Origin of the sequence: Labrys sp. KB_33_2, from assembly GCF_052114505.1 — a bacterium.
Lineage (GTDB): Bacteria > Pseudomonadota > Alphaproteobacteria > Rhizobiales > Labraceae > Labrys.
Map to the genome: position 1 here is coordinate 1 of NZ_JBFREW010000037.1, position 17292 is coordinate 17292.

The window sequence follows — 17292 nt, forward strand, 5'->3', positions numbered from 1 at the left end:
CCGCCTCGCCGCTCTCCAACCGGCGCAGGACTTCTTGCTTGAAGGCAGTCGAATACTGCCGGGGGCTTCTGCCAAATGGCGTCGACATAATGGGCTCCTGGAGCCCTGTTACCCAAATTCCATTGTCTCAGATATGGGGTGCACTCCAGCACTGTCACTGTAATTCTGCGTTTGGGCTTGGGCGTTCTACCGGCAGCCGCCTAGACGATTCGTGGCGAGGAGACGCTCTGGGTTTCGAAGAACTCCTTGAAGACCTGATAGGCAAAATCAAAGTCGCGAAAGAGGCGACGTTCATCCCAATCCTCGTCGGGTAGTTCCTTCATGCGGGCCGGTAGGGTCCTGTCGAAAGTCTGTCGTTCCACGGATTTTCCATTTATGACATCAATGAAAATAATGCGAAAATATCCCTCCTGCCCTTCTACGGTAATAATCTTATCCATGTTTTCGTGATTTTTTGGGTTAGCTTCAATCGTTACATCACCGGTTTTTTGGTCACGAAGCATATTTAGTTTTTCTGTTACGTTTTCCCATGTTGGATTCCAAATTGATCTGCGCCCATAGTGTTCATCATCCAGGGTCCATGTTAATATAATACGATAATCTTCGGAAATTCTCACTATCATTCTCCCGAGATTTTGTTAAAAGAACGATCACCCTTTTTCCAATAGAGGGTGTGGCCTGTTGCCTCTTCAAATATAGTCCATTCATTCAATCCAGCAGCCTCGGCCGCCTTCGGAAGATCCTTGCGGCACATTGGACATACCTTCTTGCCGGTGACAACCATGTTGAGGCTACGTCCCTCGGTGCGCCCTTGGCGATGCAATTCTTGCAATACAAAAAGCTCTGCATGAGCATCTTGCATGGCTTCGTTGGCAGTTCGCCCATTTGGGTCGGGCTCTCTTCCGCTTTCGCGAATGGAATTAGCTGCCAGTGTATCAGCATCGGCATCGCCATGTTCCGATCTAGACCCGGGATTTGTCGAGGAAACTTCTGGGCCATCCGTTACACCAATCGAAAAAACTTTTGGCTGGCGTAAACTCTTGCCGGGGTTATTCAATTGGTATTCACGTGCTTTAGCCTGCCATTTTGTCCTGGCAAGCGCCAAGCCTTCGTAGAGTTTCCGGACCCAATCTGTGTTGTGTGATACAGGCTCGGGTTTTGTTGGAGATAAATTGGTTCCCTGTTTGTTCTTGTCAAGATTGTCGTTTGCCGTATCCGGGTTTGGCTCTGCCGGATCAATGTTCGAATCTTGGCCTGGCGTCCCTTGTTCGGTAGGAGCACCTTCTGCGGGTGGTGTTTCGTCGGAACCTGGCGGTTTGTCCTGGCCGCTGGCGGTGAGAGGCGAAGTCTGCTCTTGCCCGGGTTTCGGGGCAGGGGGCGTGTCAGGCGTTTGGGGAGCGACCGGCCCACTCGGTGCTCCAAGTGGCGCTATGCCGGGTTGCGGCTGCGAGGTGCCGGGTAGCCCTGGCGTGCCGAGCGGCACCGTCCCAGGTTTCGGCTCGGTGGCCGGAGCGGGCTCGGTCTCCGGCGCGCCATGCCAGGGACCGGGCGGATCGCCTTCATCGTGAACGAACCATCCGGAGAGCCAATCAGGTTCGCGTGCGGACTTCCGCACGGCGACGACGGTTGCCTCGCTGTTGGCATCGGGCCCGCGGGCGAAGGAGAAGTCATAGCCCCCATCGGAGTAGTACTGGCGATAGACGCCGTTTGCCTGATCGGTCCAGAGATCTCTTCTTGCGTTGAGGAGTGCCGTATTGAACGTTCCGAACTCGATTCTTCGATTCTGTGAATCCCGCTGGACATCGTCGCGTTGCGGCAAAGCATCGGTCTGTTGCCGGATGAACTCCGAGACGGCCGGCGTCACCCGGGTTCCTCCATCGGGGAAGAGCCAATAGGTCACCGGCACGGGCGAGTGGGGATAGGTTTCCGAAGGGTCTTGAGGGGTATTGAAACCATTGGAGGCCGCCAGTTCCGGATCGTAGGAACCACGCCCGAGGCCCGACCGCAGAACCCTGCTAATTTGCGAAGGCAGACCCATGGGCTGCGAGGCAGGCGGCTTATCCGGAATGGCCGGGTCAGGCTTGGAAGAAGGCGTCTCCGGCGCATTAATACTCCCCGGCCTGCCTGTTTCCGTCTCCGCCCCCTCGACGACCGTCTTGCCAGTATTATCGACCGTGGCCCCCGGCGAGGAAGGCCTCGTGAGATCGGTATTGACATTGGTTGGCTTGCCCGGCCCCTCCGGGATCTCGAAGGGTGGTTTGGCAGGTGTGTTCGGGACCGGCTCCGTTATGCGAGCGCCACCATTATCCTGGCCCGTGCCGAGGTCCGGCGGTACGTCGGTGGTGACGGCGCTGTTGCCGAGTTGGGCATAGAGCGTTGGGCCGGGCTGACGGATGTCCTGGCTGGCGACGGTGTGGGCGTGAACGGGGTCGCCGCCATTGCTGGCGACATTGTTCTGGAACAGCCGGTCGTAGAGCGTGGCAGTGAGGGGATCGAGACCGCTTGGGCCGGCTGCCTGCAACCGGGCGAGTTCGCCGGTCATGGCGGGGCCGAGATTGATGGCGGTGTCGGTGCGAACCGGTCGCCTGGCAGGATTGGTGCTGGCGGCATCCGCTCCGCCGCGCAAGGCGAGAGGGCTCGCCGGCGCGGCAGATACGGCCGAGCCGGTCGTCGGGCCGTGCCTTGCCCCTGCCTCCGGCTGCGAGGCAGGGGCACCGAGGGCAGCGGCGAGCAGGCGGCTGGCGCTGTCGTTCTCTCCCCGGCCATAGGCGGCGAGCGCCGGCGCCAGGAGGCGCGGCAGGCCGGCGCGCGCGAGCTGCTCGAACAAGGTGGCCTGCTCGGCAGGATTGCTGGGTGCGGTGACGAGGGTGCGGATGGGTGCGATGCGCTCGGAGAGCGGCTTGGCGCCATCGCCGAAGCTGGCAAGCGCCCGGCTCACCATTGCCTTGGGCAGGACCGTGCGGCCTTTCACCGGCATGCCCAGCCTGTCCATGGCGGCATTGGTGGCTGCAAGCGCCGCCCTCAACCGCTCGGGCGAAGTACCCGCGTCGGTCCATAGCCGGTCGATCTGAGGATGCAGGCTGCGGACATAGCCATTCGGATCCTTGCGGCGGAATGCCTGGTCGAGGGCGATGGCCTCGCTGCCCCGGTCATGGAGCTGGCGCTCCGTCTCGAAGGCGGGGCCTTCGCCTTTCGGGTCGCGGGCGGCGAGCCAGGCGGTCTGCTCGGCCGGCGTCATCGCCCGGATGGCGGTGATGTCGGTGCCGAGGCTCACCGTGCGCTGGAAGTCGCTGTAGCGGCGCGCGCCGTCCTGCGGGCCATAGCTGGCGGTGAACTCGGCCTGGGTCGGCAGCCGGCCGTCATAGCGGCCGATGGTGGTCAAGGCCCGCGTGGCGTCCTGGATGCGCGGTTCCAGGTCGCCTTGGGTCACGGCCTGGCCTTGGCTGCGCTGGCTCCGGGCGTAAGCGACCAGCCCGTCGCGCTGATCCGGGGCCAGGGAGGTGACGACCGAATCGGGCGCCTTCTCCTCGACCTCGCCCGGCTTGTAGTCGCCTGCCGCCAGGCGGCGCGCCTGGTTGCGCCGGTTGTCCCAGCCATGCGAGGCGGCGGCGCCGCCCTGTGATCCGGCCGGGCGCTCATAGTCGGTCACGAACACGCCGGCGGCCTCGTCGGCCGTATTGGCGGCCCGCAGCCTGGCCTTCACGCCTGCATAGTCCGTGTTCAGCTCGTGATCGACGAAAGCGAGCTGCACGGAAAGATCGCGCCAATCCTTGCCCCTGTCGGCCGCGAAGGCCTTGAGGCTCTTGGCGCGGGTGCCGTTCCACTGGGCGATGCCGACACTGTCGGAGCCGTCCGAACCGTCGCCGGGGTTGCGGCTCGAGGGGGCCAGGCCGGCGCTCTCATGCACGAGATTGCCGACGATGCCGGCCGCCTGCTCCCGGCTGTAGCCGCGCCCGATGAAATAGGACATCGCGGCGGCTTCACGGTCTGCCTGGGCCGGGCCGATCGCGCCTTTGGGAATCGTGGTCTTGGCGCCCCAGACGAGCTCGCGCATCCTGTCCGGATCGCTGCCGGCCATGCCCTTCGCCCATTCGATCGAGGAACCGGCGGCGATGTCCCGCTTCAGCCGCGCCCTGTCGGCGACGGGGATCGAGGTGGCACTGTCGATCTTGGCATTGAGTGCGACGAGCGCCGGCTCGCGCTGGGACGGATTGCTTCGGATGGCGGCGAGAGAGGTCTGATAGGCAGCGGTGATTGCATTGGTTTCGTAGGTGCCGCGCCCCTTATATTCGAACTGGCTGGCCTCGTTCATCAGGCCGTCATTGAAGATCTGGAGGTCGGCGGCGACACGCTCGCGATTGGCGGCTGAAATGCTGCCGAGAAAGGCGGCGTCGACCTTGGCGCCCGTCTTGGCGAAACCGACGGTAAAGCCGGTCGCTTCCGCCGGCATCGTCTTGGCGGCCTCGGCAAGCGCGGCCTGCCGCTGCTGCTTGTAGAGGCCGAGCTTGTTGTCGTCGTCGAAGGCGGCTTCCTGCCGGGCGCGCTTTTGATAATGCGCGAGGCCGATAGCCGCCTCGCTCAGGCCGCCGCCGAGCGCCTGCAGGCCCTGGCCGATTGCCTCGGCGCCGGTGCGCACCTGCGGCGTGGCGCCGGGCGTGAGGCCGATTTCGGCGCGATAGTCGGGAAAACGGGGCATGGTCGATCCATCGGGGCAAAAGAAAACCCCGCCGGGAGGGGCGGGGCTGGGGACTGGCTAGGCAGAGCAAGCGGGTTCAAGAAAAGCGATGTCATCCCGTGCGCGATGCAGCATGAAATGCTGCGTCGCAGACACGGGACCATTTCAAGAATGAAACACGATTGGTTCGCGGTCCCGGATCAGCACCGCATCACTGTGTGCTGCAGTGCGTCCGGGATGACCTCCTAATCTTCGCCGAGCCGCCTTATTCCGGCGCGCCGGCCATGCCGTTGCCGAGGATCGCGGCGGCCTGGCCCACGGCCGGCATCAGGTTCTTGGCCGCCTCGCCGCCGGTCTTGGCCATTTCGAGGGCGGCCTGGGCCTGCTGCATCTGCTGCTTCGCCTGCCGGGCAGCGTCGCGCTCCTCGGTGGTCTTGAGGATCCTGTGGGGGGCGCCCTCGATCTCGGTGACCGTCCGTGCGATGGCGTCGAGGTCGAAATTGTCGACCACGCTGGGATCGACCTGCGCCAGCGGCAGCACGGTGGAGAGCGTGCGCTGGATGCCGATGCCCTCCTGGCTGCGGCGCAGGCGATCGAGCGGCGAGGTGAAGCGCGCGCCGAACTCGCGGCCCTTGAGGCTGTCGGGCGGCTCCAGCGGCGAGCCGGCCTGCATCGCGCCCTTGCGTTCCATGATGCCGGCCAGGCGGTCGACGTCGCGGCCCATGGCGATCTGGATGCGCCCGCCGGCGGGGCCCAGCAATTCGCCCTTCTCATTGGCCCGGATCATCGCCTCCGTCGCCGTCATGTTCGGGTTCTGGATCAGGATCTGGAACAGCGAGACATAGAGGCTGTCATTGATGGTCTGGCGCTCGGCCGCCAGGATCTCGTTGACGAAATCGGGCCGGGCGCCGGGCTGCAGCGGCACGATCAGCTGCCGGCCGTCCTGGCTGACGGCGCGGTAGTTGATCTTGCCCGGATTGAGGTTCGGCCGGTTCATCACCCCGTCATGGGCGACGCCCCAGGGCGGGTCCATATAGCCCTGCAGCCCGCGCAGCGAGAGCTTGCGGATGGCGTTGAGGCCCTTGATGTCGGCCATGGCCAGCATCACCGGCGACTGGGCATAGGGGCCGTCGACATCGACAGGTGCCCAGTAATAGACGATGAAGGGAAACTCGTAGAAACCGCTCTCGCCGATCAGCTTCATGTGGTCGCGGTCGAGATAGAAGGAGGCGAAGGGCGCCTTGCGGTTGGTGCCGCCACCGGAGCCGGCGCCCATTCCGGTTTCCTGGCGCGGCTGCACGGCATGGATGACGGTGAAGGCGCGATCCTTCTCCGCCTGGTTCTCGGCCGCCCTGACGACCTGATCGGCAAGCTTGTCCGGCCCGAATTGCTGCACCATCTGGCGGGCCGTCATGGTGAACTTGCGATAGAGCGTGTCGGGCTCGCCCTGGGCGTCGACGGCGAGATAGCACTGGCTGAGCGGCAAATGGCGGTAGAGCACCGGTGCGGCGGCGCTGCTCGCGCCGAGATTCTCCTCGGCGAAGGAAATGCCGGTGCCGAGCGCGATGGCCGAGCGCAGCGCCTTCTGGTGGGCGCCGATGAAGCCGGAGCGCGGATTGTAGCGCACGGCGAACATATAGTCGCGATAGCGCTCGAAATACTCCTTCTCCTCGTCGCTCTCCTCGGGCGCGAGCGGATCGGTGGCCGCCAGCCCGTGCCATTTCTCGGACTGGGGCGTCACCAGGCTTTCCATGCCCGAGGCCAGCCGGTCGACGGCGCGCATGGCGGTGTCGTCGAAGCGCTGGCGCCCGCGCTCCACCGCTACCGGCGCCTGGGCAAAATTGTCATAGGCGCTGGGATTGAGGGAGGAGGAGCCGGGCAGGAAGCGATGGGTATCGGGCAGGCAATACGTGGCGATCTCCTGCCAGACCGCCTCCCATTGCGTGCGCTGGTTGGCGAGCGCATCCAGGCGCTGCACGAGGTCGTTCTCGATGCTCATGGTGTGGTGCTCACTTGGAGCATAATCTCAAAAAGTCATCCGACTTTTTGGACAAGATTATGCGTTGAAAGAAGAACTCGATAGAGCCGTGTCGAATCATCTTGATCGGATACGGCTCTATTGCGTGCGGCCGAGCTGCTGGACATTGACGTTCTGGCCGTAATTGGGATCGCCGAGCCCGCCGGTGAGCTGGGTCTGGGCGGCGCCGTTCTGGTTGCGCACGCGGCGCAGGGCCGTCTGCACGGCGGCCTGGTTGGCGTCGTCCTGGCGGTTCGGCACCGGCGGCGGCGGGGGCAGAGGCGGGGGCTTGGGCGCGCTGAAGCACATGGTCTGGCCTTTCGTTGGGGGCGGGTGCACGGGCGTCTCGCCCGTTCTTGGAGGTGAGGTGTATGACGGGAAGAGGCGGACGAGACGTCCAGCTCTTGGAAACGTCGCGATGGCCGGGAAGGCAGAATGCGTGGTGCGGTTTTCTGGGTGCACGGGCATCTTGCCCGTTCTTCCAATCCCGCACGCGGGGTGTTTCCAAGAACGGGCGGGACGCCCGCGCACCCGACTTCAGGAGCGACTTCCCGTCGCCGCGTAAGTCACGAAATCGAGGCCGCCGCGGCCGTAGTCGAGGGCAATTCCTTCCCGCCGAAAGCCCAGGCCTTCCAGCCAGCGATGCGAGAGATCATGGTCGATGGCGGTGCGCACCTCGATGCGGCGGAAGCCCTCCGCAATCAGCAACGGCCGCACGCTGCTTCTGGCGAAGCGGGTGACGGCGGGAACGGCCCTGCGCATCCGGCGCGTGCCATAGGCCCAGCCCGAGCCGAGGCCGGGAAACAGGCGCGTGACGCCGAAGGCGGCGACGGGATCGCCGTCGATCCAGGCCGTCCAGGCGAGATCGGTGGAGGAATGGAACAGCATGGTGCCGATGGCCGTGTCGCTTTCCTCGATCACGGCGCGGATCTCCCGCCTGTCCTGGTCACGCATGGTGGCGGCGATAAAGGTCATGTCCCGCAGCGTGGCGGGGCGAATGGCGACGGGCATGCTATCGGAAGCCTTGCTTGGGACCTCCGCGCTCACGGGGAGGACGAATGCTGCGACCGGCCTGGCACGGGAGCCCAGGCCCCCCAAACGCAAAGCGCCCAGCCTTGTGAGCCGGGCGCAACTTCTTATGATCAGAGTATGCCAAGAATGCCGGCGCTCGTCAATCTCGTAGTCGGCAAAGTTTTGGCAATTTTATGGCTGGCCTTCGAAGGCGGGCAGCAAGCCGTATCGCTGCCTCAACTGCCACTGCCGCCCTGTGATAGTGGCGGCATTGGGGTCTAACGGGTGCCGCCGCTTCTGCGCTGATAGAAGAAGCCCCTGTCGGCGGCTGTCGTTGGAAATAGGCGGTGACAACGGGTCGGCGGCGACACGCTTGCGATGGCTGGCTGAAATGGTGCCGAGAAGAGCGGCGTCGGCCTTGGTGCCGTCCCTGGCGAAGCCGGCGATAAAACAGGTCGCTTCCGCCGGCATCGTCTTGGCGGCCTCGGCAAGCGCGGCTTGCCGCTGCTACTTGTAGAGGCCAAGCCTGCTGTCTCATCAAAGGGAGGTGTTCCGGTTACGCCGCCTTTCAACGATCTGGGTTTCGACGGGGTTTCGCCCAGTATTCTAGAATAACTCCTTCCAATGTACCAATAACGCGAGGGATAGATTTGATTAACAGCACAAAGCAAGTAAAAATTAGAACAATAAATAAAATATAAGCTATAAACAAAGCTATTGAATCGTTTATAAATTCCAATATTGTGTATTCTCCAAAAATAAACTCCACGATTATGTATTGGCAAATTTCAAATGCCTTGTATGTCCCCAAACATATCGATAGTATGCCTGTAGAAATGGAGATAATAAATAGCTTTTTTCTACTATATATACGATATAAGTATAATGAAACAATTGATATTGCGGAAGTAAATATTAAAAGTGGAATATATAAAACATATAAAAATAAAATATCATATGTTCCCAGTTTTTCGTAGTAATCAAACAGGGAATAAATTAAGTAATTTGTAAAAAACACCACAGATATAAAAATCAAAACGAAGAAAAGCGGAATGATTTTAATTTTTGATTTCGCTGTCACCTGAAAACCTCCAATCCAAAAATTTAATGTTTCTGTCTCAAGGTAGCTATGTTATTTGTATTTGTTTGAATTATTTACGTAGGTTTTCATTATTGTTCTACTCTTGGATATATAGGACTGCATCGGATGCAGAAAATTTCCAGGTGTGTGTTGGCTCAATCCCGCAACATTCTCAGAGTTTCTCAGGTATTTCAGGGGAGGGCTTGAAAATATTTGCGATACCATGCCTTCAGAATCAGAAACAACCTCTATGTTGTTTGCGCGAACCGGCGGAAATGGTCCAGAGCCCCAAGGATTTTTCTTGTATTCCGCGATCATGTTGTCAAGAATATTCAAAGCTTTTCTTCGTTTCTTTAGATATTCTACATCGTCTTGTGGTATATTTTTCTTATTTGGATTTTCATATTGTATTTTAATGCTGCTATCTAGGGCTATGCCCCAAGCTCTGCCTCCTGCAAGGCGGTCCCGCAAAAACTGCGCCTTGGTTATCAACGCTTGTTGGGCCTCCGTGGCGGCTGCCAGTTTGTCATCGAGCCCTAACTGTTTGGAGTATTGATCGGCGAAGTCAGAAATATTTCCTCCCAAGAGTCCGCCTCCGCCGGCGCCTGAGAAAGCGTTGTCATATTGAGCCTTCGCAGTAAGGTAGATCTGTGATTTACTCTCAGCATCGGCGCTTCTCTGATTGAGTTCCGTAATGAAGTCCTTTTCGGCGCTATAAGCTCTAGTCCGTGGCTTGATGTCATCCATTGACCCAACGCCCCCGATCCAATCCTTGGCGACGTCGGGAACTCCGGCGGAATTGAAGACGCGAATCCGAGCCCCCTTGATGTAGGCGCCAGCATATTGCGCCATGCCACCTCCCTTCGAATAGCCCGCCAAGTCGAATTTTATACCATTGGCGTCGAGCGTTTTTGCGAGGTTGAGTATGGCATGATATTGGGAAGTCAATTTATCTTTATTTTCGAAATTGGTAAGCCAGTCGACAATGGAGTGCGGTTGGGTGTCTCTTCCTACCAGAATATAACGCTGAGTTTTCTTGTTCAGATATAATACGGCTCTAAACCCCGTATCGTCATCTCTGAGCATTTTGCTGGTTAGAGCTTCTTTTGGAATGCCGAGGCGCTCAGTCAGGTCGCTAGCATCGAGAGGAAGCCTTTCTATGTTACCTTTTGGTTGCGGTGCCGAGTCTTTGTCATCCAATTGATTCGTATCGTATACTGCTTCGGCATATGGCTCGTCCTCGGTGTATTCCTGCAAACGAGGATAGTTTTTTGCGATGAATTCTTCTTGGTTTTTGTGTATTTCTCTTGCGAGCGAGCCGCTTAATTGGGGCGCGCCACGTGATTTCGCTTGCAGATAAGCGTCGTAGAGCTTCGAATCGGGAAGTTGATCCACCTGCTCTGGACTCAACGCACCATAGTCGGCAGAAGCTTTTGCTGGAAGGCCTCCCTGTTGATTCCATTGACCTGCGACGGGCGGTAGATCTGATACGGGAGTTTGTGTGCCGCTTTCACTCGTATCGATCGAGGCCGCTTGCGCAACCTGAACTGCTACCGGACCACCCCGCTCCCGCATGAACATCCCCGGCGCCCAGCCATCCCCTTGCAGGCTGGCAAGATCCCGGTCGGTCTGCGCGATGGCGGCGGGGCGGTCGCCGCCATTGATGCGCATGGCGTCCTCGATCATGCGGGCTCGAACGGTTTCGGCGCGGCTGGTGCGCTCGTCGCCGGCAAGGCTGGAGCCGAGGGTCTGGGCGGCGGCGGGGCCGAGATCGATGGCGGGGCCGGAGAGGGAGCGCATCGGGGCCGGACCGGCGGGGGTGTTGGCTGCGGCGGCCGGGCTGGCGAAGGAGGCATCCGCCCGGTCGCCCGTCGCCTTGCCGCCGGCGTCGGGGCCGCCGAGCGCGGCGGCAGCAAAGCGTTCGGCCAAAGGCGCGTCGCCCTTGGCATAGGCGATGGCGGCATATTCCAGCACCGGCGGCAGGCCCGCCGATACCATCTGGCCGAAGATCGCCCGCTGCGCCATCGGCTTGCTGCGATCGCCGAAGGCGGCGAGCGCCTGGTCGACCATCGCCTTGGGTATGAGGCGGCGCTCTTCCACCGGCATGCCCAGCCTGTCCATGGCGGCATTGGTGGCCGACAGGGCCGCCTTCAACCGTTCGGGCGAATTGCCTGCCTCTTGCCACAGCCGGTCGATCCGAGGATTGAGCGCCCGCACATAGGCATTGGGGTCCTTCGACCGGAAGGCGAGATTGAGGGCGATGGCCTGCCGGGCCCTGGCGTAGCGATCCCGTGCGCCATCCGGATCGGGGCCATCGCCCTGCGGGGTGAAGCGGGCGAGCCAGGCACTCTGCTCGGCCGGCGTCATTGCCTTGATGGCATCGATATCGGCGCCGAGGCTGACGACACGCTGGAAATCGGCATAGCGTCGCGCGCCCGCCTGCGGGCCATAGGCCTTGGTGAAATCGGCGATGCCGGGCAGCGGGCCGTCATGGCGGCCGATGGTGGTCAAGCCTCGCGTGGCATCCCGTACCCCGGATTCGAGGGCGCCGCGCGATAGGGATTCGCCCTCCCTCCTGCGGGCGGAAGCCTGGTTGAGCAGCCGGTCCTGGTCCCGTGGCGGGATGTCGGCAAAGGCGGGATCGGCCGGGGCGTCGGCATAGCCGGGGCCGGCGGAATAGATGGGCTGGCCGGCATCGGCGCCGAACATCGCGGTCTGGCGCCGATAGACCTCGGCGAGCGAGCGGGCGCCGCCGCTGTTGTGGTCGTAGAACACGCCCTTGTTGCTGGCCGCCGCCGCCGGGAATAGCTCGGCGGCCGATTGCTCCGGATTTTCCTGCAAGGCCTGCAGGAATTTCACCGCGCCGGCAGCGCCGAGGAAATGCGCCATATAGGTGTTGGCGCCGGTGATCGGCAGCTCGGCCTTGGCGAGAGCGGCCTGGTTGTCGGCCGTCAGGGCCCGCATCGCCCTTTCCTGCTGGTCGGGATCGCTGCGGCCATCGGCGGAGAGCTCGAGGCCGGGATGTTTTTGCGCCAGCGCTGCCCAGGTTCCGGCGGTGAACTGATAGCGGCCCACGGCGACGGTCTGCCCGTCCGGGCCCCGGCTTGCCGCCTGGTCATTGCCGCCGCTTTCGTGCTGGCGCACCAGAGCGAAATAATCGAGGGCGCCGGGCGAGGGCGTGACGGGGGGCTCGCCGAAGGCGGGAAGCGGCAGGGTGCCTGCCGGTTCGCCATAGAGCCTCTCCAGCGTCGGCCTGGCCCAGGCCGGGGCCTTGGCGAGCGTGGCTTCGATCTCGGGCGTGCCGTCCGGCTTCTTCAGGCCGCGATAGGCGTCGGCCGCATCGAGCCCCCACACGGTGGGCGCCTGGCGGGTATCGACATGCAGCGACCTGCCGCCGGCATAGAGGCCGATGCCGCGGGCGCCGCTGGCGACGGCGGCCGCCAGGATGGTAGCCTTCTCAGCGTCCGATTTGCCGGCGATGTCGATGTCGAGCGCATTGCCGGCAAGATGCTGCGAGCCCCTGGCACCGCCCGCGGCGGCATTGGCGGCCTCATCGCGCCGGCCCGACTTGACCTTGAGCTCGGGCACGACGCCGGCCGCCACCATGCCGTCGAGCAGGGCTTTCGTGGCGGGGCTGAGTCTCTCGATATCCGTCCCGGCGCCGCTGACCAGCCGGGTCTGGAATCGTCCCGTCGGCACCGGGCCGCGGCCGAAGGCGGCGGCGCCGGCTTCGGGATCCTCCCCATAGCGGGCATTCCAGGCCGTGGCGGCGAAGCCCTGCCGGCCCGTTTGCTTGAGCGCGCTCTTTTGCGCCAGGGGCAGTCCGGAGCGATCGATCTGCTCGAAATAGCGGCGCTGCTCATCGGGGTGCGCGGCAGGATTGCGGATGATGGCCTGCTCGGCCTCGGCACGCGAGCCCTCGATTTCCTGGGCTTCGTAGCCGGCGCGGTATTGCTGCTCGTAGATGGCGGCCTTCTCGGCGTCGAGGTCGCGCTGGGCGGAGAGCCGGGCGGCGAAGGCGGGGCGATTGCCCGGCGAAATTTTCGCGATCAGCGCGCTGTCGCCTTTCTGGGTGGCCTGCAGATAGCGAGCGGCAAAGCCGCTGCCGCCCGGAGGCATGTTCCGGGTCGCCGCCTCGAATTCGGCCTGGCGTTCCCGGTTGCGCTGGTTGAAGCGGGCTTCGTCGTCGAAGGCGTTCTCGCGCGCGGCTTTGGCCTGGTAGGCCGCAAGACCCTCGCCAGCGGCGGTGAGGCCGCTGCCGAGCGCCTGCAGGCCCTGGCCGATCGCCTCGGCGCCGGTGCGCACCTGCGGCGTGGAGCCTGGGTTGAGGCCGATCTCGGCGCGGTAGTCGGGAAAACGGGGCATGGGGGATCCATCGGGGCAAAAGAAAAGCCCCGCCTGGAGGGGCGGGGCTGGGGATGGGGATGGGATGTTTTTGGGAGCGCGGACGTCCTCGTCCGCTCTTGGAAGCACTGCATTTGTGGAAAGGTAGAGCGGACGAGGACGTCCGCGCTCCCGGGAGCCTGCGCTCAATAACTCAGCGGGTCGTAGGGCTGCGGTTCCGGGCGCATCAGGTCCAGGGCGGCCGGGTCCAGCGTGGCGTGGCGCAGCATCATGATCAGATAGCGCGTGGCGCTCATCAGGTCGTCGCGCTCCTTCACCACCTTGCCGTCCTTGCGGTGATAGAGGCGGAACTCCTCCCACCAGTCGTGGAGGTGGCGCGAGACCTTCAGGCGGCCGGTGCGCATGCGGTCGAGCAGCAGCATCAGCCCGGCCTCGACGCCGTTGGAGCCGTCCTCGAAGCGGGCGTGCTCGGGCAGCATGGCGAGGCCCTGGCGGCGATATTGCTCGGCGAGCTGCTCGCCCGAGCCCTTGTCGTGCTGCAACCCGTCATGCGGCCAGGCCCAGGGCAGCCAGTCGCCCCAGGCCCTGAGCGCGCCGGCATGCAGCAGCGGCGTCTGCTCGCGCGCCCGGAAGGCCCTGGTGAGATAGACCACGTCGGCGTCGCGGTCGTGATAGCCCATCACCGCGGCGAAGGGGTGGTCCCAGCCGAAATCCATGGCGCCGAGCGCCGGCCAGAACGGCTCGGGCCGGATCTGGTCGACGGCGATCATCGCCTCCTCCACCGGGAAGATGCGGCCCGAGCCGAGAATGGGAATGCCCTTGGCCCGGGCCTCGCGCTCATGGGCGGGATAGGCGGCGACGATGCGCGCCCGCATTTCGGGGGAATAATGCCCGGCATCGTCGATCGTCATGGTGGTGACGCTGCGGTCCTGGCTGCGCTCGGAGAGGAAGCGGCGCACCACCTCGGACATGCCGAGCAGCGGCGTGAAGGTCATCCAGGCGATGCCTCCGGTGGCGTTGGTGCGGGTCAGGCCCTCGGTATAGATGTCCTGCGGCGGCTCCTCGTCGAACCAGAGCCAGTCGAGCGTCTCGCCCTGCCATTTCTCGCGGCCCTGCTCGTAGGATTTGAGCCCGATGGTGGAGGTGCCGCCGCTGACATGGCGGATGCGGATGGAATCGATCAGCCCGGGCGTCGAGCGCGCCGAAACGAGGCCGACGATGTCGGCGCCGGGGATGGTGCCGGTGCCCACGGCCTCGGCGCGCCCCACCAGCATGCGCTGCACGGTGTCGCGCGTGGCGAGGCCGGTGACGCCGGCGGCCCAGGCGATGGTCGGCTTGTCGAAGCGCCGCCCCCGCCACCAGGGCGGATATTTTCCGGTGGCATGCATCGCCGCCTCGGCGCCGCCCGAATAGGTCTTGCCGAGCTGGTTGCCCGCCATGAACAGGCGTTCGCGATGCCCGGCGCCGGCCTGGTGGAAATCGGCCTGGCGCGGATAGGGCCGGTAGCGCGGTAGCCAGTCCGTGTCGAAGCGCCGCTTCTTCTCAGCGAGCAGCCTGAGCAGTTCCGATTTCAAGGCCGGCGCGCTGGCATTGGCGGAGGATTTCGCCGATGCGCCTGTCGAGTTCTTCATCGCTCAATCCGCGCTCGTCGAGGGGGGAGGCGACGTCCTTGGGCAGCAGGGCGTCGCATAGCTTGATGTAGGCGGTGGGGTTGTCGAGCCGCACGCGCTCGATCGCCCCGGCGCCGTGGGCGAGGAAGTCGGCATGGAGGGCGGCGAGAAAGGCTTCGCCCAGGCCCGTGCTGGCGGGTTTGGGCGCAGTGCCCGGCTTGCGCCGGGGACTGCGCGGCCTTCCGGGCGGGCTGCCATCAGCGCCCGTCATCGCTGCGATCCCGGGCCGGTTCGGCCGTCTTCGCGATGAGCTGCCAATGCTCATAGCTCACGCGCTGGGGTTCCGCCCCGAACAGGGCGGCGGGCACCCCGGCGAGGAGATCGGCAAGGGCGGGATCCTCGGCCCGCTCGCGTTCCAGCCAGGCCTTGGCAAGGGCGAGTTCATGGTTCTCGGGCATCGGTATACCTCCAATGAAAAACCCGCCGCGGCGAAGCCGGGCGGGCTGGGTGGGAATGGATGGGGCGTTTGCTCTATGAGTCCAGGTGTGGCAGATTCCGGCCTTGGCTATCGACGATTTCCCCGGCTGCACGGACGTTTCGTCCGTTCTTGGAAACGACGCCTTTGGGGAGAAAGAAAGGCCGGCGCGGAGCAGATGGCTCCCGGAAAGGGCCACGAGGAAAAATATTCGGTCTTTTAGACCGGACGCAATTTCTCAGGTTCACAATACGCCAGGAAGGACGATTTCTGTCAGTCGTATAGCCGGCAAAAGATATTCGATCGGCGGTGCGGGTCGTTGAACTTGAAGTTGCAATGGTTCCTTGTCCAACCCCCAGTCCAGCCAACCCTCGCGATGCCCGAGTGCTCCGCGAGCTTATCAGGCTGGGCGGTTCATACTGGGTTCTGATTAATCTGCCATCGGCATGACCAAGTCGTGCGCTCGATTACAAAAAATTCCATTGCAATTGCGCAATCCTGTCAACTCTCAGGCAGTTTCAATTGCTTGCGCCATTCGCCCAGTAGCACGTCGGACAAGAGCTCCGAGACGACTCCGCTGGAAATATCGCCGATATCCTCGCCATCGAGTGTGAACTCAATTTCGGCGGAATATCGGAAAGACTCATCGGTCAGGAAGTCGATGATGCTCTTGACATCATGGTAGCTCCTGATGTCGACGTTTCCTTTCAAGGCATCGAATATCTTTAGCTCCCCACCAATAATAAAAGGACCTTCTTCCTCGTCTTCGTCGCTGTCTTCTCTCTGGAACAGGATTGGAGGATCGATGGCCCAGCTTCGGCTTTCCGTGAATGCCTCGAATTTTTCAGAAAAAGCCTCGACAAAATTCTCGAAGATCTCTCCAAAAACAAAAAACGAAAAGAAGCAAAATTTTGTTTTCTTGAAGGAAGGTTTCATATCACCTCCGTTGACATGAAGTGATCCGTGGGGAGTTCATAGGCCGATAATAGATAAAGTCGGATTGTGGAGACGTGATCGTTGCTTTGCCACCCTATGGATCATCTTTAGGAAAAACCTGATCTTCCGGGTCTAATTCCACACCGTCACGATAAACAGTGGCGATGCTATTCGGCCATGCATGTACCATTACGTATTTTCCTGCGTATTGAATTTCAAAGTTGTCACCAGGTTCACCGCCGACACCCGTAATTGTTAAGTGTTCATCTGGCTCCAATGTAAAAAATTCAGCAAATGGTTCTAGTATGACGAGAAGATTGTGTTTTGCGCTATTAACGATGTGAAGATCTGTTTTGTATTCCATTTCATTAATCCTCCCAGTAATTTAAGATCTTCTGCATCAATTTCATTCTTGTGAGGGCGACGTAGTTGTTGTTTCTCGAGAAATCATTCTGATATATATTAAACCAAGATTCAATCATGGACTTTGTTGTACCTGCTGCTTTCATGCGTTCGATCTCGGAAGCGTTGATTTCAGACCTTCGCCTAAGTATTTCATCAGGGGAGCCTCTCCATTTCAGCACTTTATCCCCGAAATCAGTTCTGCTCATTCCTGGTGGGTGCGGGCGGTCCTTCAGTTTTGGAATCTGGGGGCTTGTGACACCTTTGCCCCGCTTGGTTGGCCTATCCTGGTCAGCTGAGAAATTTGATGTGCCTTCCTCGTTTCCAGGCGAAATACTGGGAAAGATGCCCCGCTTTCTTTGTTGGAAAAGCTCCTTTGAGGCCTCATATGCAACTTCGCCTGAATGGCCTTCCCTGGTGAGGCGATCATAGTCGCGGCGATCATAAGGCTCGTCCGTAGAAGATGGCGGAGGTTGAAAGTCTGGGTTATTTAATGTTCTTGTTTTGTTCTTGTCAAGATTGCTGTTTGTGTCATTCACATTGAAGATTTCGGAGCCACCGTCGTGATTGCGATAATTATTGATTGCCGTCGCTAGGTGTTTGATCCCGTGTTTTGATGGTGCAATCTTTTCCACCGGATGGAAGGAGGCACTATGGGCCAGGTTCTTCATGGCAGCGCCACGACGACAGAGGCAATCCGTCGAGCGATACAACATAGTGAAGAGAGCCTGAGAGCTCTGG

At 61.5% G+C, this 17292-nt stretch carries 14 protein-coding genes; 1 reads left to right on the forward strand and 13 read right to left on the reverse strand.

The genetic code is table 11. The annotated features are described in order from the left end of the window. Positions 1–200: 200 nt before the first annotated feature. The 7 genes from AB4037_RS33730 to AB4037_RS33760 form a co-directional block, all read right to left on the reverse strand. Positions 201–617 carry a DUF6911 family protein gene (locus tag AB4037_RS33730; RefSeq protein WP_441774527.1) on the reverse strand — a complete coding sequence of 139 codons (417 nt, stop codon included), beginning with the start codon at positions 615–617 and terminating at the stop codon, positions 201–203. A gap of 2 nt (positions 618–619) precedes the next feature. Beyond that, positions 620–4696: a phage tail tip lysozyme gene (locus tag AB4037_RS33735; protein ID WP_441774528.1), complete on the reverse strand. Its 4077-nt coding sequence runs from the start codon at positions 4694–4696 to the stop codon at positions 620–622. Between the two features lie 244 nt (positions 4697–4940). Continuing rightward, positions 4941–6674, reverse strand: a complete 1734-nt coding sequence (locus AB4037_RS33740) for a portal protein (protein WP_441774529.1) — start codon at positions 6672–6674, stop codon at positions 4941–4943. A gap of 117 nt (positions 6675–6791) precedes the next feature. Next, the gene (locus AB4037_RS33745) at positions 6792–7031 is read right to left on the reverse strand and encodes a hypothetical protein (protein WP_181161275.1); all 240 of its coding nucleotides are present in this window, start codon (positions 7029–7031) and stop codon (positions 6792–6794) included. A 198-nt stretch (positions 7032–7229) separates the two neighbouring features. Beyond that, positions 7230–7703 carry a hypothetical protein gene (locus tag AB4037_RS33750; RefSeq protein ID WP_441774530.1) on the reverse strand — a complete coding sequence of 158 codons (474 nt, stop codon included), beginning with the start codon at positions 7701–7703 and terminating at the stop codon, positions 7230–7232. Positions 7704–7895: 192 nt separating this feature from the next. Then, a complete protein-coding gene (locus AB4037_RS33755) occupies positions 7896–8174 on the reverse strand; it encodes a hypothetical protein (RefSeq protein ID WP_441774531.1) in 279 nt (92 codons plus the stop codon). A 661-nt stretch (positions 8175–8835) separates the two neighbouring features. Then, positions 8836–12372: a D-Ala-D-Ala carboxypeptidase family metallohydrolase gene (locus AB4037_RS33760; protein WP_441774532.1), complete on the reverse strand. Its 3537-nt coding sequence runs from the start codon at positions 12370–12372 to the stop codon at positions 8836–8838. Here AB4037_RS33760 and AB4037_RS33765 point away from each other — a divergent pair. After that, a complete protein-coding gene (locus AB4037_RS33765) occupies positions 12292–13320 on the forward strand; it encodes a hypothetical protein (RefSeq protein WP_441774533.1) in 1029 nt (342 codons plus the stop codon). The two genes, AB4037_RS33760 and AB4037_RS33765, sit on opposite strands and share 81 nt — an antisense overlap. On the opposite strand, the gene AB4037_RS33770 is transcribed toward AB4037_RS33765, so the two are convergent. The 6 genes from AB4037_RS33770 to AB4037_RS33795 form a co-directional block, all read right to left on the reverse strand. Further along, positions 13314–14759 (reverse strand): terminase large subunit domain-containing protein, encoded by a 1446-nt coding sequence (locus tag AB4037_RS33770; RefSeq protein ID WP_441774534.1) that lies wholly within the window; start codon positions 14757–14759, stop codon positions 13314–13316. The genes AB4037_RS33765 and AB4037_RS33770 overlap by 7 nt on opposite strands. After that, positions 14671–15009 (reverse strand): hypothetical protein, encoded by a 339-nt coding sequence (locus AB4037_RS33775; protein ID WP_441774535.1) that lies wholly within the window; start codon positions 15007–15009, stop codon positions 14671–14673. The genes AB4037_RS33770 and AB4037_RS33775 overlap by 89 nt, the downstream gene beginning before the upstream one ends. After that, on the reverse strand, positions 14996–15196 hold the full coding sequence (locus tag AB4037_RS33780) for a hypothetical protein (protein WP_441774536.1): 201 nt from the start codon (positions 15194–15196) through the stop codon (positions 14996–14998). Before AB4037_RS33780 ends, AB4037_RS33775 begins: the two co-directional genes overlap by 14 nt. 518 nt (positions 15197–15714) lie before the next feature. Then, the gene (locus tag AB4037_RS33785; RefSeq protein WP_441774537.1) at positions 15715–16149 is read right to left on the reverse strand and encodes a hypothetical protein; all 435 of its coding nucleotides are present in this window, start codon (positions 16147–16149) and stop codon (positions 15715–15717) included. 94 nt (positions 16150–16243) lie between these two features. Beyond that, complete coding sequence (locus AB4037_RS33790; RefSeq protein WP_441774538.1) at positions 16244–16513, reverse strand: hypothetical protein; 270 nt, start codon at positions 16511–16513, stop codon at positions 16244–16246. Between the two features lie 4 nt (positions 16514–16517). Continuing rightward, positions 16518–17222, reverse strand: a complete 705-nt coding sequence (locus tag AB4037_RS33795; protein WP_441774539.1) for a DUF4951 domain-containing protein — start codon at positions 17220–17222, stop codon at positions 16518–16520. Positions 17223–17292: the final 70 nt, after the last annotated feature.

Excerpts from the sequence above, each read along its gene's own strand:
- AB4037_RS33780 (WP_441774536.1), bottom strand. The coding sequence starts at position 15,196 with ATGCCCGAGAACCATGAACTCGCCCTTGCCAAGGCCTGGCTGGAACGC.
- AB4037_RS33740 (WP_441774529.1), bottom strand. The coding sequence starts at position 6,674 with ATGAGCATCGAGAACGACCTCGTGCAGCGCCTGGATGCGCTCGCCAAC.
- AB4037_RS33785 (WP_441774537.1), bottom strand. The coding sequence starts at position 16,149 with ATGAAACCTTCCTTCAAGAAAACAAAATTTTGCTTCTTTTCGTTTTTT.
- AB4037_RS33755 (WP_441774531.1), bottom strand. The coding sequence starts at position 8,174 with ATGCCGGCGGAAGCGACCTGTTTTATCGCCGGCTTCGCCAGGGACGGC.
- AB4037_RS33765 (WP_441774533.1), top strand. The coding sequence starts at position 12,292 with ATGCTGCGAGCCCCTGGCACCGCCCGCGGCGGCATTGGCGGCCTCATC.
- AB4037_RS33775 (WP_441774535.1), bottom strand. The coding sequence starts at position 15,009 with ATGACGGGCGCTGATGGCAGCCCGCCCGGAAGGCCGCGCAGTCCCCGG.
- AB4037_RS33735 (WP_441774528.1), bottom strand. The coding sequence starts at position 4,696 with ATGCCCCGTTTTCCCGACTATCGCGCCGAAATCGGCCTCACGCCCGGC.
- AB4037_RS33750 (WP_441774530.1), bottom strand. The coding sequence starts at position 7,703 with ATGCCCGTCGCCATTCGCCCCGCCACGCTGCGGGACATGACCTTTATC.
- AB4037_RS33770 (WP_441774534.1), bottom strand. The coding sequence starts at position 14,759 with ATGAAGAACTCGACAGGCGCATCGGCGAAATCCTCCGCCAATGCCAGC.
- AB4037_RS33790 (WP_441774538.1), bottom strand. The coding sequence starts at position 16,513 with ATGGAATACAAAACAGATCTTCACATCGTTAATAGCGCAAAACACAAT.
- AB4037_RS33795 (WP_441774539.1), bottom strand. The coding sequence starts at position 17,222 with ATGAAGAACCTGGCCCATAGTGCCTCCTTCCATCCGGTGGAAAAGATT.